Raw genomic sequence first — 22,903 nt, forward strand, 5'->3', positions numbered from 1 at the left:
GAGGCTGGGAAGCGTGGCCGGACCGACGACCGCCCGGCGCGGTGACGAACGGAACCGTAAGCCGAAGCGGAAGTCGCCGGCCGGCTCCTCCCAGGCTCCCAAGAAGGGCGGGAAAAAAGGCGGAAAAGAGGGCGGAAAGCCCAAGTCCGCCGCGACGGCGGGGGCCCGCACGGGCCTCCGCCGCCTGCTGCCCCGCCGCTCCCGCCTGGTCTTCTGGACGGTCGCGGCCGTCCTGCTCGGCGCCGGCGCCGGCTGGGTCCTCTACGGCTCCGGCTGGCTGCGCGCCACCCGCGTGGACGTGGACGGCGTCGAGGTGCTCTCCGCCGCCGAGGTGCGCGAGGCCGCGGCCGTCCCGCTCGGCGACCCGCTGATCTCCGTCGACACCGACGCCATCGCCGCCCGGCTGCGCGCACGGCTGCCCCGGATCGAGTCCGTCGACGTCTCCCGGGACTGGCCGCACGGCGTCGCCGTCGAGGTGACGGAGCGCCAGCCGCGGGCGATCGTCGAAAAGGACGGCAAGTTCGTCGAGATCGACGGCTCCGGAGTGCGGTTCGCCACAGTCGACCGGCCGCCCGCCAAGGTGCCGCGGCTGGTGATGGAGGCCCCGGCGGACGCTCCGAGCACCCGCCGGTTCGGGCGCCCCCGTCTCGAACGCGAGGGCGTGCGCGCCGCCGCCGCGCTCCCGTCCGACGTGCGCCGCGACACCCGCGTGATCCGGGTACGCTCATACGATTCGATCATCATGGAGCTGACGGGTGGTCGGACCGTCGTCTGGGGCAGCGGTGAACGGGGTGACGCGAAGGCCCGTTCGCTCACCGCCCTGATGAAGGCGGCGCGCGGGGCGGACCACTTCGACGTGAGCGCCCCGGGCGCCCCTGCCGCGTCGGGGAGTTGACGGCGGCCCGGAGCTGGCAGCACCCTGGTTGGCTACGCCTATGGGTGATCACATAGGGTGAAAAGAAAAACGGGAGGTTCGGCGTGTTCGTTGAACACGCGCCACTTGTCGACTTAGTGTCCTGTTCCGAGAACCCAGGGAACAGTGGCACGGGTAACCCTAAACTTCAACGTTAGGGTTCGGGTTGGCATTGCGAACCGTCCCCCAGGCATACGTAACTCGAGGCGAGAGGCCTTCGACGTGGCAGCACCGCAGAACTACCTCGCAGTCATCAAGGTCGTCGGTATCGGCGGCGGTGGCGTCAACGCCATCAACCGGATGATCGAGGTCGGTCTCAAGGGCGTCGAGTTCATCGCGATCAACACCGATGCACAGGCCCTGCTGATGAGCGACGCCGACGTCAAGCTCGACGTCGGCCGGGAGCTCACCCGGGGTCTCGGCGCCGGCGCGAACCCGGACGTCGGCCGCAAGGCCGCCGAAGACCACCGCGAGGAGATCGAGGAGGTCCTCAAGGGGGCCGACATGGTCTTCGTGACCGCGGGCGAGGGCGGCGGCACCGGCACCGGCGGCGCGCCCGTCGTCGCCAACATCGCCCGCTCGCTGGGCGCCCTGACGATCGGTGTGGTCACCCGCCCGTTCACCTTCGAGGGCCGCCGCCGGGCCAACCAGGCCGAGGACGGCATCGCCAGCCTCCGCGACGAGGTCGACACCCTCATCGTCATCCCCAACGACCGGCTGCTGTCCATCTCGGACCGCCAGGTGAGCGTGCTCGACGCGTTCAAGTCGGCGGACCAGGTGCTGCTGTCGGGTGTTCAGGGCATCACCGACCTCATCACCACCCCGGGCCTCATCAACCTGGACTTCGCGGACGTCAAGTCCGTGATGTCGGAGGCCGGTTCCGCCCTGATGGGCATCGGCTCGGCGCGCGGCGACGACCGCGCGGTGGCCGCGGCCGAGATGGCCATCTCCTCGCCGCTGCTGGAAGCGTCCATCGACGGCGCCCGCGGCGTCCTGCTCTCCATCTCCGGCGGCTCCGACCTCGGTCTCTTCGAGATCAACGAGGCGGCCCAGCTGGTCAGCGAGGCGGCCCACCCCGAGGCGAACATCATCTTCGGTGCCGTCATCGACGACGCCCTCGGCGACGAGGTCCGCGTCACCGTCATCGCCGCCGGCTTCGACGGCGGCCAGCCGCCGGCCAAGGGCAGCCGCGACAAGGTGCTCGGCTCCTCCTACGGCCGCGAGGAGACCCCCGCCGCGCCGGCGCCGGCCGTGAGCCGCACCGAGCGGCCGGCCGAGCCGGTCCGCCCCTCGTTCGGCGGGCTCGGCAACGTGACCCCGCGGACCGAGGAGCCGGTCCCGGACCCGGTGCCGGTCGCCGAGGTCCCGCCGCCCCCGGTCGCCTCCCCGCAGGTGCCGCCGGCCCGTCCGTACCAGGACTCGACCGCCGAGGAACTGGACGTTCCCGACTTCCTGAAGTGACCGGGCAGGACGTGACCCCGGTGATAGGAAACCCGGCCCCGGACACCAGGGGACGGCCACACGTGGCACACGAGAGCGGCGCGCACTTCGCCTTCACCGACCGGTGGGGCGGGGTGAGCGCCGCTCCGTATGCGGAGCTCAACCTGGGCGGCGCGGTCGGCGACGACCCCGCCGCCGTCCGGGCCAACCGGGAGCGGGCGGCCCGGTCGCTCGGCATCGACCCGGCGGCGGTCGTCTGGATGCACCAGGTGCACGGCCGGGACGTGGCCGTGGTCGACGGGCCCTGGGGCCCCGACGACGAGATCCCCGCGGTGGACGCGGTGGTGACGGACCGCCGGGGGCTCGCCCTCGCGGTGCTGACCGCCGACTGCACCCCCGTCCTGCTGGCCGACCCGGTCGCCGGGATCACGGGCGCGGCCCACGCCGGCCGCCCCGGCCTGGTGGCAGGAGTGGTGCCCGCGGTGGTCGAGGCGATGACCGGACTCGGCGCCGACCCGGCCCGGACGGTCGCGTGGATCGGCCCGTCGGTCTGTGGCGGCTGCTACGAGGTGCCGGAGGCCATGCGGGCCGACGTCACCGCGGTGGTGCCCGAGGCGTGGGCCACCACCCGGTGGGGCACCCCGGCCGTGGACGTGGCCGCCGGGGTCCGGGCGCAGCTCGTCCGAATGGGCGTCAGCCTCGCGGGGCAGTCGGACGTTTGCACGATGGAATCGGCGGACCACTTCTCCTACCGGCGCGACCGCGTGACCGGACGGCTCGCCAGTTATGTGTGGCTCGGCGACGACCGCGCCGGGGAAGGAGGGGACGGTCGATGACGGACCGCAGGACGCAATTGGCCGGCAACCTCGCCCGGGTGGAGGAACGTATCGCCCGCGCCTGTGCGGCGGTGGGCCGAAAGCGTGACGAGGTGACCCTGATCGTGGTCACCAAGACCTATCCCGCGAGCGACGTCCGGCTGCTCGCGGAACTGGGGGTCCGTCACGTCGCCGAGAACCGCGACCAGGACGCGGCGCCGAAAGCCGCGGAATGTGTGGATCTGCCGCTCACCTGGCACTTCGTCGGTCAATTGCAGACAAACAAAGTGAAAAGCGTGGTGAATTATGCCGACGTGGTGCACTCCATTGACCGGTTGAGACTGGTCACCGCGCTTTCCGCCGCCGCGGTACGGAAAGGCCGGGGTCCCGGACGGGAAATCGGCTGCCTGATCCAGGTGGCCCTCGACGCGGAGTCGGGCGACGGCGTCGGCCGCGGCGGCGTCGCGCCGGACGGGGTGGCGGCCCTCGCCGACGCCCTGGCCGAGGCCGAGGGGCTGCGCCCGGCGGGGCTGATGACGGTCGCTCCGCTGGCCGGGCCCTACGCGGGCCGCCCCCGGGCGGCCTTCGAGCGGCTGCGGGAAATCGCAACGGACCTGCGCGCGGCGCATCCGGCTGCGAACATGGTGTCCGCGGGAATGAGCGCGGATCTGGAGGACGCCGTGGCGGCGGGTGCGACACATGTACGCGTCGGCACAGCGGTACTCGGAGACCGACCCGGCCTCGGGTAACGTCGCCAAGAGTCGGACCACAGCACAAAATATGGTCATTCCCGTCAAAAGGCGGGCGGACCAAGTGGATCCAGCGCCGTTGAGGAGCCGATCCACCACAGAGCGGAGGACGCAGAGAATGGCCGGCGCGATGCGCAAGATGGCGGTCTACCTCGGCCTCGTGGAGGACGATGGGTACGACGGCCGGGGATTCGATCCCGATGACGAGTTCGAGCCCGAGCCGGAGCCCGACCGGCGCCGGCAGCAGCACCAGCAACACCAGGCTCAGCAGACGCAACCGGACGAACCGGTACGGGTCGCCCAGCCTCCGGCACAGCGCGAACCGGCTCCGCTGACAGCGGAAACGGGACGACCCGCCCGAATCGCCCCCGTGTCGTCCATCACACCCGAACGCCACTCCCTGGAGAAGAACGCACCGGTGATCATGCCCAAAGTCGTGTCCGAGCGGGAGCCTTACCGCATCACGACATTGCACCCTCGGACCTACAACGAGGCCCGTACCATCGGGGAACACTTCCGTGAAGGCACCCCGGTGATCATGAATCTGACCGAGATGGACGACACCGACGCGAAGCGACTTGTCGACTTCGCCGCGGGTCTGGTCTTCGGCCTCCACGGCAGCATCGAACGGGTGACGCAGAAGGTGTTCCTGCTGTCTCCTGCTAACGTCGATGTCACGGCGGAGGACAAGGCCCGCATCGCAGAGGGCGGGTTCTTCAACCAGAGCTAGAGACGCACAATCAGGCAATGCCGGTGAGAGACGGTCAATAGGCCGGGCACAAGGGGAGAGGGAAGCGCGAGGATGGACATCGCACGGCAGGTGGTCTACATCGCGCTGTACGTCTTCCTCATCGTGCTCATCTTCCGGTTGGTGATGGATTACGTCTTCCAGTTCGCCCGCTCGTGGCAACCCGGTAAGGCGATGGTGGTCGTCCTTGAGGCCACCTACACTGTCACCGATCCGCCACTCAAGCTTCTGCGGCGGTTCATCCCGCCGCTGCGTCTCGGGGGCGTGGCGCTCGACCTGTCCTTCTTCGTACTGATGATCATCGTCTACATCCTGATCACCGTCGTGGAGCGGCTGTGAACGCGGCTGTGAACGATACGGTCTTGCCGATTGCCGACGACTACGTTGAGGTGAAGAAGAGATGCCGCTGAGCCCCGAGGACGTGCGGAACAAGCAGTTCACGACCGTCCGTCTGCGAGAAGGCTACGACGAGGACGAGGTCGACGCCTTTCTCGACGAGGTCGAGGCAGAACTGACCCGCCTGCTCCGGGAGAACGAGGACCTGCGCGCCAAGCTGGCGGCAGCGACCCGAGCCGCGGCGCAGAACCAGCAGCAGAACATGCGCAAGCCCGAGCCGCAGGACCAACGACCAGGTCCCGGGGCTCCGGTGCCCGCCGCCATATCCGGCCCGCAGCCGGTGCCGCCGAACCAGCAGCAGATGGGCGGCCCGCCGCAGCTTCCGGGCGGTGCCCCGCAGCTGCCGGCCGGGCCGGGCGGACACGGCCACGGTCCCCAGGGCCCGCACGGCGCGGGTCCGATGGGACAGAACCCCATGGGCCAGGGCGGCCCGATGGGTGGACCCATGGGCGGTCCCATGGGTCAGGGCGGTCCCGGCCCCATGGGCCAGGGCGGTCCGATGGGCCAGGGTGGTCCCGGCCCGATGGGCCAGGGCGGTCCGATGGGCGGCCCCGGTCCCCAGATGCAGCAGCCGGGTCAGGGCCCGGGTGGCGACAGCGCCGCCCGTGTGCTCTCGCTCGCGCAGCAGACGGCCGATCAGGCGATCGCGGAGGCCCGCTCCGAGGCCAACAAGATCGTCGGCGAGGCCCGCAGCCGCGCCGAGGGCCTGGAGCGGGACGCCCGCGCCAAGGCCGACGCGCTGGAGCGGGACGCGCAGGAGAAGCACCGCGTGGCCATGGGCTCCCTGGAGTCCGCCCGCGCCACGCTGGAGCGCAAGGTCGAAGACCTGCGCGGCTTCGAACGCGAGTACCGCACGCGGCTGAAGTCCTACCTGGAGAGCCAGCTGCGCCAGCTGGAGAACCAGGCGGACGACTCCCTCGCCCCGCCGCGCGCCACCGGCGCCCCGTCGCTGCCGCCGGCCCCCTCCATGAGCGGGTCGATGGCCTCGGCCGGTGCCGGCATGGGCGGTCACAGCATGGGCGGCAACTCGTCCATGGGCGGCGGCCACGGCCAGTCGTCGGGCAACCCGTCGTACGGCGGGCAGCAGCAGATGTCGCCCGCGATGACGCAGCCGATGGCTCCGGTGCGGCCGCAGGGGCCGCAGCCGATGCAGGCGCCTTCGCCGATGCGTGGGTTCCTCATCGACGAGGACGACAACTGACGGCGGCGGGCCGCTGCCGCTGAGCGGTGGTCGTCGCAATCACAACGGGCCGGGCCCCGGGGTATCCCCGGGGCCCGGCCCGTTGTCCTGTCGTGTGCATGTATGCTGATCGGCAGCGCCGGGGTGTGTAGTTCAGTAGGTGGAACGCCTCGATGGCATCTAGGAAGACGGCGGTTCGATTCCGTCCCGCTCCGGCGCGTTGGCTTTGGTTGGAGAGGGTGGGGCCCCGGTCCCGCCCTTTCGCCGTTTCCTGGGGCTGCGCCCCAGACCCCCTTTGTCCTCAAACGCCGGACGGGCTGACTAATCAGCCCGTCCGGCGTTTGAGGACAGCGCCCGCAGGGCGCTTTGGTGCGGGGCTCGGGGTTACGCCTTGCGCAGGCGGAACGTCAGGGACAGGGAATCGTCCGTGAACGGCTCGCCGAACGCCTCGTCACCCTCGCCCGTCGCGAAGTCCGTCGCGAGGACCTCGTCCGCGATGAGGGAGGAGTGGTCGGACAGGGCCGTCCGGACCTCCTCGTCAGCCGACTGCCAGCGCAGGGCGATACGGTCGGCCACGTCGAGGCCGGAGTTCTTGCGGGCCTCCTGGATCAGGCGGATCGCGTCGCGGGCCAGGCCCGCGCGGCGCAGTTCCGGGGTGATCTCCAGGTCGAGGGCGACCGTGGCGCCGGAGTCGGAGGCGACGGACCAGCCCTCGCGCGGGGTCTCGGTGATGATGACCTCGTCGGGGGTCAGCGTCACCGTCTCGCCGTCGACCTCCACCGACGCGTTGCCCTCGCGCAGGGCCAGGGACAGCGCCGCCGCGTCCGCCGCGGCGATCGCCTTGGCCACGGCCTGGACGCCCTTGCCGAACCGCTTGCCGAGGGCGCGGAAGTTGGCCTTGGCGGTGGTGTCGACCAGGGAGCCGCCGACCTCGGAGAGGGAGGCGAGGGAGGAGACGTTGAGCTCCTCGGTGATCTGGGCGCGGAGCTCCTCGCCGAGCGTCTCGAAGCCGGCCGCCGCGACCAGCGCGCGGGACAGCGGCTGGCGCGTCTTGACGCCGGACTCGGCGCGGGTGGCGCGGCCCAGCTCGATCAGGCGGCGGACCAGAAGCATCTGACGCGACAGCTCCGGGTCGGTCAGGGACGCGTCCGCCACCGGCCAGGTGGCCAGGTGCACCGACTCCGGGGCCTCCGGGTCGACCGGGACGACCAGGTCCTGCCAGACGCGCTCGGTGATGAAGGGCACCAGGGGGGCCATCAAGCGGGTGACCGTCTCGACGACCTCGTGCAGCGTACGGAGCGCGGCCGCGTCGCCCTGCCAGAAGCGGCGGCGGGACCGGCGGACGTACCAGTTGGACAGGTCGTCGACGAACGCGGACAGCAGCTTGCCGGCGCGCTGGGTGTCGTACGCCTCCAGGGCCTGGGTGACCTGGTCGGTGAGCGTGTTGAGCTCGCCGAGCAGCCAGCGGTCCAGCAGCGGGCGGTCGGCCGGGGCCGGGTCGGCGGCCGACGGGGCCCAGCCGGCGGTGCGGGCGTAGAGGGCCTGGAAGGCGACCGTGTTCCAGTAGGTCAGGAGGGTCTTCCGCACCACCTCCTGGATCGTGCCGTGGCCGACGCGGCGCGCCGCCCACGGGGAGCCGCCGGCCGCCATGAACCAGCGGACCGCGTCCGCGCCGTGCTGGTCCATCAGGGGGATCGGCTGGAGGATGTTGCCCAGGTGCTTGGACATCTTCCGGCCGTCCTCGGCCAGGATGTGGCCCAGGCAGACGACGTTCTCGTACGACGACTTGTCGAAGACGAGCGTGCCGACGGCCATCAGGGTGTAGAACCAGCCGCGGGTCTGGTCGATGGCCTCCGAGATGAACTGCGCCGGGTAGCGCTTCTCGAAGAGCTCCTTGTTCTTGTACGGGTAGCCCCACTGGGCGAACGGCATGGAGCCCGAGTCGTACCAGGCGTCGATCACCTCGGGGACGCGCGTCGCGGTCCCGGCGCAGGTCGGGCACGGGAACGTGACGTCGTCGATGTACGGGCGGTGCGGGTCGAGGCCGCTCTGGTCGGTGCCGGTGAGCTCGGAGAGCTCGGCGAGGGAGCCGACGCAGGTGAGGTGGTCGTCCTCGCAGCGCCAGATGGGCAGCGGGGTGCCCCAGTAGCGGTTGCGGGAGAGCGCCCAGTCGATGTTGTTGTTCAGCCAGTCACCGAAGCGGCCGTGCTTGACCGAGTCCGGGAACCAGTTGGTCTTCTCGTTCTCCGCGAGCAGCTTGTCCTTGACCGCCGTGGTGCGGATGTACCAGGACGGCTGCGCGTAGTAGAGGAGCGCGGTGTGGCAGCGCCAGCAGTGCGGGTAGCTGTGCTCGTACGCCACGTGCTTGAAGAGGAGGCCGCGCGCGCCGAGGTCGGCGGTGAGGGCCTCGTCGGCCTTCTTGAAGAACTGGCCGCCGACGAGCGGCAGGTCCTCCTCGAACGTGCCGTCGGCGCGGACCGGGTTGACCACCGGCAGGCCGTAGGCGCGGCAGGTGCGGAGGTCGTCCTCACCGAAGGCCGGGGCCTGGTGGACGATGCCGGTGCCGTCCTCCGTCGTCACGTACTCGGCGTTGACGACGTAGTGGGCGGCGTCCGGGAACTCGACCAGGTCGAACGGGCGGCGGTACGTCCAGCGCTCCATCTCGCGGCCGGTGAAGCGCTGGTCCGTGGCCGTCCAGCCCTCGCCGAGGGCCTTCTCGAGGAGCGGCTCGGCGACGACGAGCTTCTCGTTGCCGTCCGTCGCCACGACGTAGGTGACGTCCGGGTGCGCGGCGGCGGCCGTGTTGGAGACCAGCGTCCACGGCGTCGTCGTCCAGACGAGGAGCGCGGCCTCGCCGGCCAGCGGGCCGGAGGTGAGCGGGAAGCGGACGAAGACGGACGGGTCGACGACCGTCTCGTAGCCCTGCGCCAGCTCGTGGTCGGACAGGCCGGTGCCGCAGCGGGGGCACCAGGGGGCCACGCGGTGGTCCTGGACCAGCAGGCCCTTGGTGAAGATCTCCTTCAGCGACCACCAGACGGACTGGACGTAGTCCGGGTCCATGGTGCGGTACGCGTCGTCCAGGTCCACCCAGTAGCCCATGCGGGTGGTGAGCTCGCTGAACGCGTCGGTGTGCCGGGTCACGGACTCGCGGCACTTGGCGTTGAACTCGGCGATGCCGTACGCCTCGATGTCCTGCTTGCCGGAGAAGCCCAGCTCCTTCTCGACGGCCAGCTCGACGGGCAGGCCGTGGCAGTCCCAGCCGGCCTTGCGGCCCACGTGGTAGCCCTGCATGGTGCGGAAGCGGGGGAAGACGTCCTTGAAGACGCGGGCCTCGATGTGGTGCGCGCCCGGCATGCCGTTGGCGGTCGGCGGGCCCTCGTAGAAGACCCACTCGGGCCGGCCCTCGGACTGGGCCAGGGTGCGGGCGAAGATCTTCTGCTCCTGCCAGAAGTCGAGCACGGCGCGTTCGAGCGCGGGCAGGTCGACCTGGGCGGGGACGGAGCGGTACTGGGGCGCGGGGCTCTGGGGGCTCGCGGAACTCATCGGTGGCTACCTCCGGCTGGACGGTTGTGCGCTGTCCGTCGGAGGGACGAGAGCCGTTGTCCGTACTCCCGCGGTACCACCCTCCTTGGCCGCAGGCGCGTGCCTCCGGCCCCCTCATTGGGGTCGCGATGCCGGTTCTACTCACCCGGGGTGTGTGGTGACACCCTTGGCTTTCCTCCGGCGGCTCCGGGGTGATCTTCACACCGCGCACGCCTCCGGGCTCGCACCGTCCCCGGATCGCTGATGGCTGCGTGCGGCGCTACTCGTCCCATCCACGCCTTTCGCTGCGCCCAGTGTACGGGGCGCGGGCGGGCCGGGCCGACCGGATATTCCGTCCGGGGCCGGGCGGGACGCGCCCCGCGGGTTACAGGGCCGGGCGCGGGGCACACGGGTCGGCACCGGCGTGCCCCGTTGCCGCGTGCTCCGAGCCGATTTATCGTTCCCGCACGATTCGCGCGCAAGATCATAAAATGTGAAGGGGTCGCGGTCATGGCGGAGAAGTCCTCGACAGGGACCGCGGCGCGGGGGCCTGCCGGCCAGGCGGGACGGGCTCGTCGGGCCTGCCGGGGCGGTGGGATGCGCCGGGTGCGCCTCGTCCGGCGTAGTGGGGCGCTGTGATGGCGGGGGCCGCGGGTACGGGGACGGCGAAAGCGGCGAAGAAGGCCGCCGCGAAGCGTGCTCCGGCGAAGAAGGCCGCCGCGAAAGCCGTTCCGGCGAAGAAGGCCTCGGTGAAGGCGGCCTCGGCCACCAAGGCGCCCGCCAAGAAGACGGCGTCGAAGGCCGCGGCGAAGGGGGTGCCGGGGCCCGAGCAGGCGGCGGCCCGGGGTGCGGCGGGGAAGGCGGCGGCTTCGCCCGCGAAGAAGGCGGCCGGGAAGGCGGCCGTGGGGAAGGCTCCCGCGAGGGGGACGGCTGGGAAGTCGCCGGTGGTGGAAAAGGCCGCCGCCAAGGTGACCACGGCCAAGTCCGCCGCTGGGAAGACGGCGAAGGCCGGGGGCGGCGCGGAAGCCCCTTCGGAGAAGGCGGCGCCGAAGAAGGCGGTGTCGAAGAAGGCGGCCTCCAAGGCGGCACCGACCGGGAAGCCCGCGGCCAAGAAGACCGCGGCCAAGAAGGCGGCGCCTTCGGCGAAGAAAGCGGCGGCGAAGAAAACGACGGCGGTGAAGAAGACGGCGGTGAAGACGGCGGCGCCCCCGGCGAAGAAGGCTCTGGCCGGGAAAGCCTCGCCCTCGGCCGGCACGGCGGCGGCGAAGAAGGCGGCGCCCCCGGCGAAGAAGAGGGCCTCCGCCACGGGAGCGGCCCGGAAGGGGGTGGCCGGGAAAGCGGCGGGTGCGGACGGGGTGTCCGTCACGCGGGAGCGCGGGGCCGGTGAAGGCGCGCCCGCCAAGAGTGTCGCCTCGCCGCACCGGACGAGGCTTTCCGGGCCGGTCGTGGCGCCGAAGGCCGCTCCGCTGAAGGCGGGGGCCGTGGGAGAGGGGATCGTCGTCGCGGGGGACGCGCCGGCGGATACCAGTGAGGAGACGGGAGTGGGAACCGTGGCTGCGAAGAAGACCGTGGGCGAGGTGCCGGACGCGGTGAAGGTGCCGGGGGCGCGGGCGGACGGGGCCGCCGCACCCGGTGAGCTGGCCGTGCGGCCGGGGGAGGAGCCGTGGTCGCCGGGGGAGGTGGACGAGGCGCGGACCGTGCTGGAGGGCGAGGTGGCGCGGCTGCGGGGCGAGATCCGGTCGGCGGAGGAGGCGGTCAGCGGGCTGATGCGGGACTCCGGGGACGGGGCGGGGGACGACCAGGCCGATACCGGGACCAAGAACATCGCCCGGGAGCACGAGCTCGCCCTCGCCGCCAACGCCCGCGAGATGCTCGACCAGACCGAGCGGGCGCTCGTCCGGCTGGACGCCGGTACGTACGGCCTCTGCGAGAGCTGCGGGAGGCCGATCGGCAAGGCCAGGATGCAGGCGTTTCCCCGGGCCACGCTGTGTGTCGAGTGCAAACAGCGCCAGGAACGTCGCTGACCCGGCGCGGGTGGTGTGCCGTACCCTCGTCCTCATCCGGGCAGTGCACCCGGAGCCCATCAGACACAGCGGTGCGCGGCACCGCCATGACCGGTGGTGGGTGACGCGCGGAAGCGAAGGACTCACGTGACAGAGGCGGAGCAGGCCGGACGGCCCACCGGTACGCCGGAGGGCACCGACGTGACCGGGGGGACGACGGGCGGCGACGGCGCGGCACGGGGCAGGCGCCGGCTCGTGGCGCTGTTCTCGGTCGCCGCGTTCGCCTACCTCCTCGACCTGTCCAGCAAGATGCTCGTGGTGGCGAAGCTGGAGCACCACGATCCGATCGAGGTGTTCGGCACCTGGCTGCAGCTGGACGTGATCCGCAACCGCGGGGCCGCGTTCAGCCTGGGCGAGACGATGACCATCGTCTTCACGATCATCGCCTCGGCGGTGATCCTGGTGATCGCCCGGATCGCCCGGAAGCTGTACAGCCTGCCCTGGGCGATCGCGCTGGGCCTGCTGCTGGGCGGCGCGCTGGGCAACCTCACGGACCGGCTGTTCCGTTCGCCCGGCGGGTTCGAGGGCGGGGTGGTGGACTTCATCGCCCCCGCCCACTTCGCGGTCTTCAACTTCGCCGACTCGGCGATCGTCTGCGGCGGCTTCCTGATCGTGATCCTGTCCTTCCGGGGGCTGGATCCGGACGGGACCGTCCACCAGGACTGACCCCACGGGTACGCCTGAGCCAGGGCTGTCGTACGGCGGCGGCTCACCCGTCCGGCATACTCGACGGGTGAGCACGATTCCCGAGATCCGCGCCCTGCCCGTACCCGACGGCCTGGAGGGCGAGCGCGTCGACGCCGCCATCGCACGTATGTTCGGGTTCTCCCGTACCAAGGCGGCCGAGCTCGCCGCCGCGGGCAAGGTCCAGCTGGACGGGGCCGAGGCCGGGAAGTCCGACCGCGTCAGCGGCGGCGCCTGGCTGGAGGTCGAGATGCCCGCGCCGCCCGCGCCGGTGCAGATCGTCGCGGAGCCCGTGGAGGGCATGGAGATCGTCCACGACGACGAGGACATCGTCGTCATCGTCAAGCCGGTCGGCGTCGCCGCGCACCCCAGCCCCGGCTGGACCGGCCCCACCGTCATCGGCGGCCTGGCCGCCGCCGGCTACCGGATCTCCACCTCGGGCGCGGCCGAGCGCCAGGGCATCGTGCACCGGCTGGACGTCGGCACCTCGGGGCTGATGGTCGTCGCCAAGTCCGAGCGCGCCTACACCCTGCTCAAGCAGCAGTTCCGCGAGCGCACGGTCGACAAGCGCTACCACACGCTCGTCCAGGGCCACCCGGACCCGATGAGCGGCACCATCGACGCGCCCATCGGCCGGCACCCCAACCACGACTACAAGTGGGCCGTGACCGCCGAGGGCAAGCCCTCGGTCACCCACTACGACCTCATCGAGGCGTTCCGCGCCGCCAGCCTCCTCGACGTGAAGCTGGAGACCGGCCGCACCCACCAGATCCGCGTGCACATGGCCGCCCACCGGCACCCCTGCGTCGGCGACCTGACGTACGGCGCCGACCCGACGCTCGCCAAGCGGCTGCGGCTCACCCGCCAGTGGCTGCACGCCGTCCGGCTCGGCTTCGAGCACCCGTCGGACGGCCGCTGGGTGGAGTTCGCCAGCGAGTACCCCGAGGACCTGCGGCGCGCCCTGGAGATCGTGCGCGCCGAGAGCGCGTGAGCGGGACCCCCGCCCGGGTCCCCGCCCAGGTACGGGTCGTCGCCGGGCCGGGAGAGCTAGAGGACTGCTTCGCGGTGCGCCGCGAGGTGTTCGTGGGGGAGCAGAACATCCCCGAGGCGGAGGAGCTGGACGCCTACGACGTCCACGCCGTCCACCTGCTGGCCACCGGCCCGTCCGGGCCCGTCGGCACCGTCCGCTTCCTGCACGGCGAGCCCGCCCGCCGGAAGTACGCCCACGCGGGTGTGGCGGACGACCTGACGGCCGTGCTCGGCCGGCTGGCCGTGGGCCGGGCCGCGCGGGGCACCGGGCTGGGCGCCGCCCTGGTCCGGGCCGTCGAGGAGGAGGCCCGGCGGCTGGGCCTCGCCCGCGTCTACCTGGAGGCGCAGACGCACGCGCTGGGCTTCTACGAGCGGCTGGGGTACGCGGCGTTCGGTCCCGAGTTCGACGAGGGCAGCGGGATACCGCACCGGGCGATGAGCAAGGCGCTCTGACCCGCCGGCCGTCTTCGGGGCGGGTGGCCGCCGGGGCCCCCGGGGCCGCCTGACGAGCCGCTTCATGGCACGCTGGGGTGAACGACTGTTCCCCCATGCGCCCCGGAGGGCACTCGTGGACCAGCTGGCCCTGCTGTTCGTGCTGCTGCTCGGGGCGCTCGTCACGGTGCCGCTGGGCGACCGGCTCGGCCTGCCCTCCCCGGTGCTGATGACGCTGGGCGGCATCGTCCTCGCCCTGCTGCCGTTCGTACCGAACGTCGACGTCCCGCCGGAGTTCATCCTCCCGCTGGTCCTGCCGCCCCTGCTCTACGCCTCCGCGCAGCGCACCTCCTGGCGGCAGTTCGCGGCCAACAAACGGCCGATCTTCCTGCTGGCCGTCGCGCTGGTCTTCGTCACCACCTCGGCGGTCGCGGCCGTGGCCCACGCGATCGTGCCGGGCATCTCGCTCGCCGCGGCCGTGGCCCTGGGCGCGCTCGTCGCCCCGCCCGACCCCGTCGCCGCCACGGCCGTCGCCGGTTCGATAGGGCTGCCGCGCCGCCTGGTGTCGATCCTGGAGGGCGAGGGGCTCTTCAACGACGTGACCGCCATCGTGCTCTACCACGTGGCCGTCGCCGCGGCCGTCAGCGGCAGCTTCTCCGTACCGCGGGCCGTCGGCGAGCTGGTGTTCTCCGCCGTAGTGGCGCTCGGCGTCGGCCTGCTGCTCGGCTGGGGCGCCAAGCGGCTGATGGACGTCCTCGGCGACGCGACGCTCCAGATCGGGCTCACGCTGCTGGTGCCGTTCGTCTCCTACGTCCTCGCGGAGGAGTTCAAGGGCTCCGGGGTGCTCGCGGTGCTGACCACCGCGCTCTTCCTCGCGGAGTTCGCGAGCGACGCGGACGACGTCCTGGGGCGGCTGGCCGGGCACACCTTCTGGGAGGTCGTCGACACCCTCGTCACCGGCGTCGCCTTCGGCCTCGTCGGCCTCGAACTGCACAACGCCGTCGAAACCGCCTCCGGCCGCTGGGGCGAGATGCTCGGCATCGGGGGCGTCGTCCTCGCCGTGGTGATCGTCGTACGGCTGGCGTGGCTGCTGCCCGCCGCCTGGCTGGCCAAGCGGCTGCACAAGGGCCGCGACGTCGACGAGGAGATCCTCACCAGCTGGCGGGAGACCCTCGTGATGTGGTGGTCCGGGATGCGCGGCGTGGCCTCCGCGGCGCTCGCCCTGGCCATCCCGCTGACCACCGACGACAAGTCGGCCTTCCCGGCCCGGGACGAGATCCTCTTCATCGCCTTCGCCGTCATCATCGGCACCCTCGTCGTCCAGGGGCTGACGCTGCCCTGGCTCGTCGACCTGCTCGGCGTGCGCGCCGACACCGACTGGACCCGCGAGCTGGAGCGGCAGCTCGCCATCCGCGCCGCCAAGGCGGCCCGCCACCGGCTGCTGGAGATCGAACAGGAGGAGGAGCTCTCCGAGGACCTGCGGGAGATGCTCCACCGGCGCGCCTACGACGTCGGCGCCCGCATCAGCCCCGAGATGGTCGACGAGGAGCGGCGGGAGGCGCATACGCAGCGGGTGCAGCGGCTGCACACCATCCAGCGCATCCAGGCCGAGCTGCTCTCGGCGGCGCGGCACGCGGTCCTCGACGCGCGGAGCGAGCCGTGGATGGATCCGGAGGTGGTGGACCGGGTGCTGCGGCAGCTGGACATGCGGTCGTTGCGGGGGATGTGAGGGTTTGCGCCGGGCGGTCGGCCCGGACCGGGCCCGGGGGCCAGGGGTCCGCTCGGGCCGGGTAGTCCGTTCACGCCGTGCGGTCGGCTCAGACCGGGCCCGGCCCCGGGCCGATGTCGCCCGACGTGGGCGGCGTCTGCCGGCGGTCCGGCGTCTCGGCCGGGCCCGGCGCGGGCGCCGTGCTGATGCGCGGCAGCGCGTACGGGTGCTTCCGGCGCAGCCACTCGATCAGCTGCTCGCGGACGACGCAGCGGAGCGTCCAGATGTCGTCGGCGTCCTTGGCGGTCACCAGGGCCCGCACCTGGATGGTGGTGGGGGTGGTGTCCGTGACGACGAGGCTCCAGGCCCGGCCGTCCCACTCCCGGGCCCCCTTCACCACCTCGTGCAGCCGCTCCCGCATGAGGTCGATGGGGGCGGAGTGGTCCAGGTGGAAGAAGACCGTGCCGGTCATCCGGGGGTTGCCGCGCGACCAGTTCTCGAAGGGGCGGCTGGTGAAGTACGAGACCGGCATGGTGATGCGGCGCTCGTCCCAGGTGGTGACCACCAGATAGGTGAGGGTGATCTCCTCGACCGTGCCCCACTCGCCGCCCACCACCACGGTGTCGCCGATGCGCACCATGTCGCCGAACGCTATCTGCAGACCCGCGAAGAGGTTGCCGAGCGTGGACTGGGCCGCCACACCGGCCACGATGCCGATCAGACCGGCGGAGGCCAGCACGGACGTGCCGACCGTCCGCATGCCGGGGAAGGTCAGCAGCATCGCCGCCACCGCGACGACGCAGACGGCCGCCGTGACGATGCGGCGGATCAGCGTCACCTGGGTGCGGACCCGGCGCATCCGGGCCGGGTCGCGGCTGCCGGCCGCGTAGCGCGCGTACGCCGACTCGACTATGGCCGTCGCCACCCGCGTCGCGAGCCAGGCGCAGGCTCCGATGAGCACCAGGGTGAGCAGCCTGGTCAGCAGGGTCTCGTGTTTTTCGGACAGCTCGGCCGACTCGTAACCGCCGCGCAGCAGGGCCGTGCACAGCACCAGCCGCAAGGGCATCCGGCAGCGGCGCAGCAGGCGCCACAAGGGGGCTTCCGGATGCCGTTCGGCGATCCGGCGAACCGTTTTGTCGGCGGCCCAGCCCACCACGACCGTGATGACCAGGGCAGCGCCGAGGACCGCGAGAGGCCGCAGCACGTCCTCCATGAGCACCAGCTCCTTCCGGCTCCTGCCGGGCGCGCGCTCCTCCTTTCGACCGTAGCTGGCACGATGGAGGCCACGCGATCCAGCCCTGCAAGGAAGTGACTCCGGTGCCGTCTCCTACCACGATCGTCCTGTTCCATTCGGCCTACGGTCTGCGACCGGCCGTACACGCGGCCGCCGAGCGGCTGCGCGGCGCGGGGTACGAGGTGCACGTACCCGACCTCTACGACGGGCGGACGGCGGACACCGTCGAGGACGGCATGGCCATCAAGGACGAGATCGGGCGGGAGGAGCTGCTGCGGCGGGCGATCACGGCGGCGGCGCCGCTGTCCGAGCGGGGGCTCGTCTACGCGGGGTTCTCACTGGGCGGGTCGATCGCCCAGAACCTCGCTCTGGGGGACGAGAAGGCCCGGGGGCTGCTGCTCTTCCACGGGACGTCCGATCTGGCGGAGGACGCGGCGGTGGACGAGCTGCCGGTGCAGCTGCATGTGGCCGATCCGGATCCGTTCGAGCCGCATGACTGGCTGAACGCCTGGTATTTGCGGATGGGGCGGGCGGGGGCGGAGGTTGAGGTGCACCGGTACCACGGGGCCGGGCATCTGTTTACGGATCCGGAGCTTCCGGACTTCGACTCCGAGGCGGCTGAGCGGGCCTGGCGGGTGGCGCTCGCGTTCCTGTCGGAGCTGTAGGAGGCCCCTGTCCCGCCCTTTCACCGTTTCTCGCGGGGGCTGCGCCCCCGCACCCCCGAAGCGCCCTGCGGGCGCTGTCCTCAAGCGCCGGACGGGCTGAATATCAGCCCGTCCGGCGCTTGAGGACGAACGGTCAGCGGTCAGCGCACCGGCGCCTTCACCCGTTCCACCCGCTGGCTCCCGGACAGCGTGCGGTACGACCGTTCCCAGGACGACGTCGCCTTCGGGTCCCGCTTGTCGGAGAGGACGTAGTAGTCCATCTGCGCGCGCTCGGCGGTGATGTCGAGGACGCCGTAGCCGTGGGAGTCCATGTCGACCCACTTCACGTGCCGGTTGGCGGCCTGGATGGCGGCGACGGCCGGAAGCGAGACGGTGTGGGGGAGGACGTGGAGGGTGTCGTCGAGGTTGTCGGCGGTGACCGAGGTGACGACGAACTCGGTGGCGACCGAGCGGGAGACCGGGTACGTCGCGGCCGTCTCCGGGACGTCGTTGGCCCACGCCATGTGGATGTCGCCGGTGAGGAAGACGGTGTTGTTGATGCCGTGGCCGGTGAGGTGGCCGAGGAGTTCGCGGCGGTCGTGGGTATAGCCGTCCCACTGGTCGGTGTTGGCGGCGATGCCCTCCTCGGGCAGGCCCAGCAGCTTGGCGAGCGGCTTGAGGAGGTGGGCGGGCATGGCGCCGAAGGCGAGCGGGGACATCATCACCGGGTTGCCGACGAGCCGCCAGGTGGTGTCGGAGGCGGCCAGGCCGTCCTTCAGCCAGTCGAGCTGGGCGCGGCCGGTGAGGGTGCGGGACGGGGCGTCGACCGCGCCGCTGCCCGCCTTGACCTGCTCCGAGCGGAACGAGCGCAGGTCCAGCAGGTGCAGGTCGGCGAGGCGGCCGAAGCGCAGCCGGCGGTAGGTGGTGCCCTCGACGGAGGGGCGCACCGGCATCCACTCGAAGTACGCCTTCTTCGCCGCCGCGACGCGGTCGGCCCAGGCGCCCTCGGTGCCCGGCGTGTGGTTGACGGCGCCGCCGGACCAGGCGTTGTCGGCGAACTCGTGGTCGTCCCAGATGGCGACGAACGGCAGGGCCGCGTGCAGGGCCTGGAGGTCCGGGTCGGTCTTGTAACGGCCGTGCCGGGTGCGGTAGTCGGCGAGGGTGACGATCTCGTGTCTGGGCTCGTGCGGGCGGACGACGTACTTGGCGGCCGGGTACTCGCCCGACTTGTACTCGTAGAGGTAGTCGCCGAGGTGCAGCACCGCGTCCAGGTCGCGGCGGGCGGCGAGGTGGCGGTAGGCGGAGAAGTGGCCCGACTCCCAGTTGGCGCAGGAGACCACGCCGAAGCGGAGGCCGTCCGCCTGGGCGTCGGGGGCGGGCGCGGTGCGCGTCCGGCCGGTGGGGGAGTGGACCTCGCCCGAACCGCCGGTGCCCGCGCCGCCGGTGACCGTGAACCGGAAGAAGTAGTCCGTGCCGGGGCGCAGTCCGCGGACGTCGGCCTTGACCGTGTGGTCGCCGGCGGCGGACGCGGTGACCGTGCCGGAGGCGGTGACCCGGCCGAACCCGGCGTCCTCGGCGACCTGCCAGCTCACCTGGACGTCCGGGCCGAGCCCGGACCCGGGCACGGCCTCCGGGACCGGGGTCACCCGGGTCCACAGCAGGATGCCGTCGGGCAGCGGGTCGCCGGAGGCGACACCGTGCAGGAACGCGGGGGCCGAGGTCGTCTCGGCATGGGCCGCGGCGGTGGCGGCGGTGGCCGCGCGGGCGGCCGGGGCGACGGCGAGGGGCAGCAGCGCGGCGGTGGCCGCCACGCCGGTGACGGCCGCGCGGCGGGATATCGGGGGACGTGGGTTCACGGGCGCTTACTTTATCGCCGTTCGCACATATGGGCGGACGCTCCGTCAGGAGTTCGTCCGTCCATCCCCGGGCGGTCGCCTCGATTTCGCGCCGAATTCCCGCGCCGCCGTCGGGAACCGTCCGGTGGCCGCCGGGGAGCCGGACGTCCGCGTGGGGCCTCCGCCTCCCCCGCCGGGGTCGGCCGCTACTTCTTGCGCGGGCCGAACTCCTTGTCCATGACCCCGTCGTACAGCTCCTTGGTCGCCGGCGGGACCGGGCCGTTGGGCCCTTCCACGGTCAGCTGCTTGTCGCCGTGGAGGAGGGTCGGGGTGCCGTTGACGCCGTTCTTGCCGAAGAGCTTGCCCATCTCCAGGGCCCAGCGGTCGTAGACGTGGTCCTTGACGCTCGTCTCGAACTTGGTGTTGCCCTTCAAGGCCGGCACCTGCTGGGCTATGTCGATGAGGTGCTGGTCGTCGGCGAAGGCGTCGTCCCGCTCGTTCGGGTGGTTCTTCTTGGAGTAGAGGGCTTCCTTGTAGTCGAGGAAGGCGTCCGGGCTGACGTTCAGGGCGGCGCCCAGGGCGCTGACGGCGTTCTTGGAGCCGTCGCCCGTGAGCTGGCGGTCGAGGAAGTTGACCATGACGTAGCGGACCTTGAACCGCCCGTCCTTCATGTCCTGACGGACGGTCGAGCCGACGGCCTGCTCGAAGTCCGAGCACATGGGGCAGCGCGGGTCCTCGAAGATGGTCAGGGTTTCCTTGGCGCTCTTCTGGCCGATGACGATCTCGTTGCCGTTCTCACCGGTCGTGTTGGCGGGCTTGACGAGCGTCTTCTCGGAGGCCGCCTTCCAGTGGTCGCTGGTGCCGTCGTTCATCTTGGTGACCGCGACGACCACGCCGGCCGTGATCGCCAGGACGCCCACCACCGCGGCGCCGACGATGAGTTGGCGCCTGGTCTTGTCCTTCTTGGCCTGGCGCTCGCGCTCGGCGCGCAGCCGCTCGCGTGCGGCCTGCTTGTTCTGGGCGTTGTTGCGGTTGCTCATGATGTCCTCTCACGGGACGTACGAAGGTCGGGGACGGTGCGCTCAGGCGGTGCGTGCCTGGGGCGGTCCCCGACGTACGACGGAGTGGACGAGCAGGGGGAGGGCGCGGGCGTGCGGGGTGTCGCGGGACGGGCGTGCCGTCACGCCCGACGGGGCGGGTGCCGCGCCCTTCGCGATGGCCAGCAGCAGCGGGCGGAAGGCGAAGGCGGCCACCGCGCGCAGCAGCCGGGCGAGGGCCACTTCGCCGCGGTGGAGCCAGGCGGCGGCCAGCATGCCGACGGCGATGTGCAGGGCCAGCAGCAGCCACGGCGCCGCCGAGTCCAGCGCGTCCGCCGGTGGGCCCTGGCCCGCCGTGAGGTGGGCGAGCGGGGTGCCGACGTCGCCGCCGCGGCAGACCAGGTCGATGCCCATCGAGCGCAGCGGGCCCGCGACCGGGCCGCCCGCCGCGCCGTAGCAGGCGTGCTGGCCGGTGGTGAAGACCGTGTCGGCGGCCAGTTCCAGCGGGACGAGGAGGGCGGCTATGTGCCCGTAGCCGCGCTCGCGGCCGGCCAGGGCGTAGGCGAGGGCGAAGAAGGCGGCCGACAGGGCGGCGACCGTGGACACCGGGAGCGGCATCCGGGAGAGGAGCACGTGGGAGGCGGACGACAGGGTGACGCACACCGCGGTGAACAGCGCGGCGCGCAGCGCCCGCAACCGAACTCCCGTCCCCTCCATAACCGGGAAGTGTGCCACGACACGCCGTAATTGTCGTGTCAAGATTCGGCATCTTCCGGCGGGGACGGGAGCCGCGCCGCGCGGGCTACTTCAGGCGCGCGTCGACCGCCTGGCGGAACTGCTCGGCGGTCATCGGAGCGCCCTTGCCCTGGGGGGTGTCCACCGTCAGCTTCTCACCGTCCAGCTTGATCGTCGGCGTTCCGGTCACATCCTTGTGGCTGTCGAACTCGTCGGACATCTCCAGCGCCCACTTGTCGAAGGTGCCGTCCTTGACGTTCTTCTCGAACTTCGCGTTGCCCTTTAGAGCGGGGACCTGCTGGGCGATCTTCAGCAGGGTGTCGTCGTTCGCGAAGGCGTCCTTGGTCTCCACGGGGTGGTTGGCCTTGGAGTACAGGGCCTTGTTGTAGGCGGAGAAGGCCTCGGGGCTGACGTCGAGGGCCGCGCCGACGGCGCTGAGCGCGTTCTTGGCGCCGGTGCCGCCCAGGCCGCGGTCGAGGAAGGCGCCGATGTGGTACCTGACCTTGAACGTGCCGGCCTTGACGTCCTTGTCGATGGTGTCGCCGACGTTCTGCTCGAAGACCGAGCAGACCGGGCAGCGCATGTCCTGGTAGATCTCCAGGGTGTGCTTGGCGTTCTTGTCGCCGATGACGATCTCGGTGCCCTTGTCGCCCGCGGTGTTGGCCGGTTTCACGAGGGTCTTCTTGGCGGCGGCCTCCCACGCGGAGTCCTTGCCGTCGCCGCCGAGCTGCGACACGGCCACGCCGATGCCGGCCGCGAGGGCCAGGACGCCGACGACCGCGCCGCCGACGAGGAGCTGGCGGCGGGTCCGCTCCTTTTTCGCCTGCTGCTCGCGCTCGGCGCGCAGCCGCTCGCGGGCGGACTGCTTGTTCTCCCAGTTGTTGCGCTTGCTCATGATGCTGCTTCTCCGTGGTGTGGCTGCGGGGTTTCCGGTCAGGCGGGGGCGGCCTGGGCCGGGGGGCCGCGGCGGATGACGGAGTGGAGGAGCAGGGGGCGTGCGCCGGTGCGGGGGACGTACACGGCGGGGCGGGTGGGAGCGGGCACCCGCGCGGCCGGGGCGGTGCGGGCCGTGGCCAGGCGCAGCGGGCGGAACGCGGCGGCGCCGGCGGCGCGTACCAGCCGGCCGAGCGCCGCCTCGCCGCGGGCGAGCCAGGCGGTGGCCAGCAGGCCGGCCGCGAGGTGCCCGGCGAGCAGCAGCCAGGGGACGGTGCCGGGGCCGGCGACCCGGGCCAGCGGGCCGCCCACTTCTCCTCCGCCGCAGATCAGGGTGAGGGCGCCGGGCAGGGGCCGGCCGGCGGGGTCGTAGCAGGTGTGCTGGCCGGTGGTGAAGACGGTGGAGGCGGCCAGCTCCAGGGGGACGAGGAGGGCGGCCGTGCGCCCGTACCCGCGTTCGCGGCCGTACAGCGCCCAGGCCGCGGCGTAGACGCCCGCCGTGACCGCGGCGACGACGGCTGCGGGCAGCTGCCGGCCGGACAGCAGGACGTGGGAGGAGGTGGACAGCAGCACGCACAGCGCCGTGAACAGGGCCGCCCGCAGGGCCCGCGCCGGTGCTGCGGATATGTCCATATGGCGAGTCTGGCACGTTCTGCGGTAAGCGCTGCTTAAAGGACGATTCATGCGGGTGATACTCGAATGTGTGTGCGAAGGGTCGCCCGTGGCGTGGGTGACTCCCGGGCCCGGCTCGACGCCCGGGACGGGCCGGTAACCTTCAAGACTGCCGACTCTCGCCCGCCCCCATC

At 72.0% G+C, this 22,903-nt stretch carries 21 protein-coding genes; 13 read left to right on the forward strand and 8 right to left on the reverse strand.

What is annotated here, in order from left to right:
- The first annotated feature begins 13 nt into the window (after positions 1-13).
- The 7 genes from K7I03_RS24700 (at position 14) to K7I03_RS24730 (ending at position 6,262) form a co-directional block, all read left to right on the forward strand.
- Positions 14-895 (forward strand): cell division protein FtsQ/DivIB, encoded by an 882-nt coding sequence (locus tag K7I03_RS24700; RefSeq protein ID WP_185943612.1) that lies wholly within the window; start codon positions 14-16, stop codon positions 893-895.
- A 240-nt stretch (positions 896-1,135) separates the two neighbouring features.
- Positions 1,136-2,374, forward strand: a complete 1,239-nt coding sequence (gene ftsZ, locus K7I03_RS24705; RefSeq protein WP_004955836.1) for a cell division protein FtsZ — start codon at positions 1,136-1,138, stop codon at positions 2,372-2,374.
- A gap of 62 nt (positions 2,375-2,436) precedes the next feature.
- Positions 2,437-3,189: a peptidoglycan editing factor PgeF gene (pgeF, locus tag K7I03_RS24710; RefSeq protein ID WP_185943613.1), complete on the forward strand. Its 753-nt coding sequence runs from the start codon at positions 2,437-2,439 to the stop codon at positions 3,187-3,189.
- On the forward strand, positions 3,186-3,917 hold the full coding sequence (locus K7I03_RS24715) for a YggS family pyridoxal phosphate-dependent enzyme (RefSeq protein WP_185943614.1): 732 nt from the start codon (positions 3,186-3,188) through the stop codon (positions 3,915-3,917). Before pgeF ends, K7I03_RS24715 begins: the two co-directional genes overlap by 4 nt.
- Before the next feature lie 118 nt (positions 3,918-4,035).
- Positions 4,036-4,647, forward strand: coding sequence for a cell division protein SepF (locus K7I03_RS24720; RefSeq protein WP_004955830.1), 612 nt, complete (start codon positions 4,036-4,038; stop codon positions 4,645-4,647).
- Positions 4,648-4,719: 72 nt separating this feature from the next.
- Positions 4,720-5,004: a YggT family protein gene (locus K7I03_RS24725; RefSeq protein WP_004955828.1), complete on the forward strand. Its 285-nt coding sequence runs from the start codon at positions 4,720-4,722 to the stop codon at positions 5,002-5,004.
- Between the two features lie 61 nt (positions 5,005-5,065).
- Positions 5,066-6,262: a DivIVA domain-containing protein gene (locus K7I03_RS24730; RefSeq protein WP_185943615.1), complete on the forward strand. Its 1,197-nt coding sequence runs from the start codon at positions 5,066-5,068 to the stop codon at positions 6,260-6,262.
- Between the two features lie 363 nt (positions 6,263-6,625).
- On the opposite strand, the gene ileS is transcribed toward K7I03_RS24730, so the two are convergent.
- Entirely contained in the window at positions 6,626-9,784 is a 3,159-nt protein-coding gene (gene ileS / locus K7I03_RS24735; protein WP_185943616.1) for an isoleucine--tRNA ligase, read from the reverse strand.
- Positions 9,785-10,271: 487 nt separating this feature from the next.
- Positions 10,272-11,129: a hypothetical protein gene (locus tag K7I03_RS24740; RefSeq protein WP_224347203.1), complete on the reverse strand. Its 858-nt coding sequence runs from the start codon at positions 11,127-11,129 to the stop codon at positions 10,272-10,274.
- Positions 11,130-11,304: 175 nt separating this feature from the next.
- Here K7I03_RS24740 and K7I03_RS24745 point away from each other — a divergent pair, with 175 nt between their 5' ends.
- From K7I03_RS24745 to K7I03_RS24765, 5 genes are all read left to right on the forward strand, one after another.
- On the forward strand, positions 11,305-11,787 hold the full coding sequence (locus tag K7I03_RS24745) for a TraR/DksA family transcriptional regulator (protein ID WP_224347204.1): 483 nt from the start codon (positions 11,305-11,307) through the stop codon (positions 11,785-11,787).
- A gap of 126 nt (positions 11,788-11,913) precedes the next feature.
- Complete coding sequence (lspA, locus tag K7I03_RS24750) at positions 11,914-12,492, forward strand: signal peptidase II (protein WP_185943617.1); 579 nt, start codon at positions 11,914-11,916, stop codon at positions 12,490-12,492.
- 67 nt (positions 12,493-12,559) lie between these two features.
- Entirely contained in the window at positions 12,560-13,501 is a 942-nt protein-coding gene (locus K7I03_RS24755) for an RluA family pseudouridine synthase (RefSeq protein ID WP_185943618.1), read from the forward strand.
- Positions 13,498-13,992, forward strand: coding sequence for a GNAT family N-acetyltransferase (locus tag K7I03_RS24760; protein ID WP_185943619.1), 495 nt, complete (start codon positions 13,498-13,500; stop codon positions 13,990-13,992). The genes K7I03_RS24755 and K7I03_RS24760 overlap by 4 nt, the downstream gene beginning before the upstream one ends.
- 115 nt (positions 13,993-14,107) lie before the next feature.
- Complete coding sequence (locus tag K7I03_RS24765) at positions 14,108-15,700, forward strand: Na+/H+ antiporter (protein ID WP_185943620.1); 1,593 nt, start codon at positions 14,108-14,110, stop codon at positions 15,698-15,700.
- 88 nt (positions 15,701-15,788) lie between these two features.
- Here the strand turns inward: K7I03_RS24765 and K7I03_RS24770 are convergent, their stop codons facing one another.
- Positions 15,789-16,892, reverse strand: a complete 1,104-nt coding sequence (locus K7I03_RS24770; RefSeq protein WP_185943621.1) for a mechanosensitive ion channel family protein — start codon at positions 16,890-16,892, stop codon at positions 15,789-15,791.
- A 104-nt stretch (positions 16,893-16,996) separates the two neighbouring features.
- Between K7I03_RS24770 and K7I03_RS24775 the strand changes: the two genes are divergently transcribed.
- The gene (locus tag K7I03_RS24775) at positions 16,997-17,578 is read left to right on the forward strand and encodes a dienelactone hydrolase family protein (RefSeq protein WP_185943622.1); all 582 of its coding nucleotides are present in this window, start codon (positions 16,997-16,999) and stop codon (positions 17,576-17,578) included.
- A 140-nt stretch (positions 17,579-17,718) separates the two neighbouring features.
- Here the strand turns inward: K7I03_RS24775 and K7I03_RS24780 are convergent, their stop codons facing one another.
- From K7I03_RS24780 to K7I03_RS24800, 5 genes are all read right to left on the reverse strand, one after another.
- Positions 17,719-19,413, reverse strand: coding sequence for an alkaline phosphatase D family protein (locus tag K7I03_RS24780; protein ID WP_185943623.1), 1,695 nt, complete (start codon positions 19,411-19,413; stop codon positions 17,719-17,721).
- 185 nt (positions 19,414-19,598) lie between these two features.
- On the reverse strand, positions 19,599-20,432 hold the full coding sequence (locus K7I03_RS24785; protein WP_185943624.1) for a thioredoxin domain-containing protein: 834 nt from the start codon (positions 20,430-20,432) through the stop codon (positions 19,599-19,601).
- Positions 20,433-20,474: 42 nt separating this feature from the next.
- Positions 20,475-21,146, reverse strand: coding sequence for a hypothetical protein (locus K7I03_RS24790; protein WP_185943625.1), 672 nt, complete (start codon positions 21,144-21,146; stop codon positions 20,475-20,477).
- Between the two features lie 85 nt (positions 21,147-21,231).
- Positions 21,232-22,059 carry a thioredoxin domain-containing protein gene (locus K7I03_RS24795; RefSeq protein WP_185943626.1) on the reverse strand — a complete coding sequence of 276 codons (828 nt, stop codon included), beginning with the start codon at positions 22,057-22,059 and terminating at the stop codon, positions 21,232-21,234.
- 38 nt (positions 22,060-22,097) lie between these two features.
- Positions 22,098-22,730, reverse strand: coding sequence for a hypothetical protein (locus tag K7I03_RS24800; RefSeq protein WP_185943627.1), 633 nt, complete (start codon positions 22,728-22,730; stop codon positions 22,098-22,100).
- Positions 22,731-22,903: the final 173 nt, after the last annotated feature.

The organism is Streptomyces mobaraensis (genome assembly GCF_020099395.1).
GTDB lineage: Bacteria > Actinomycetota > Actinomycetes > Streptomycetales > Streptomycetaceae > Streptomyces.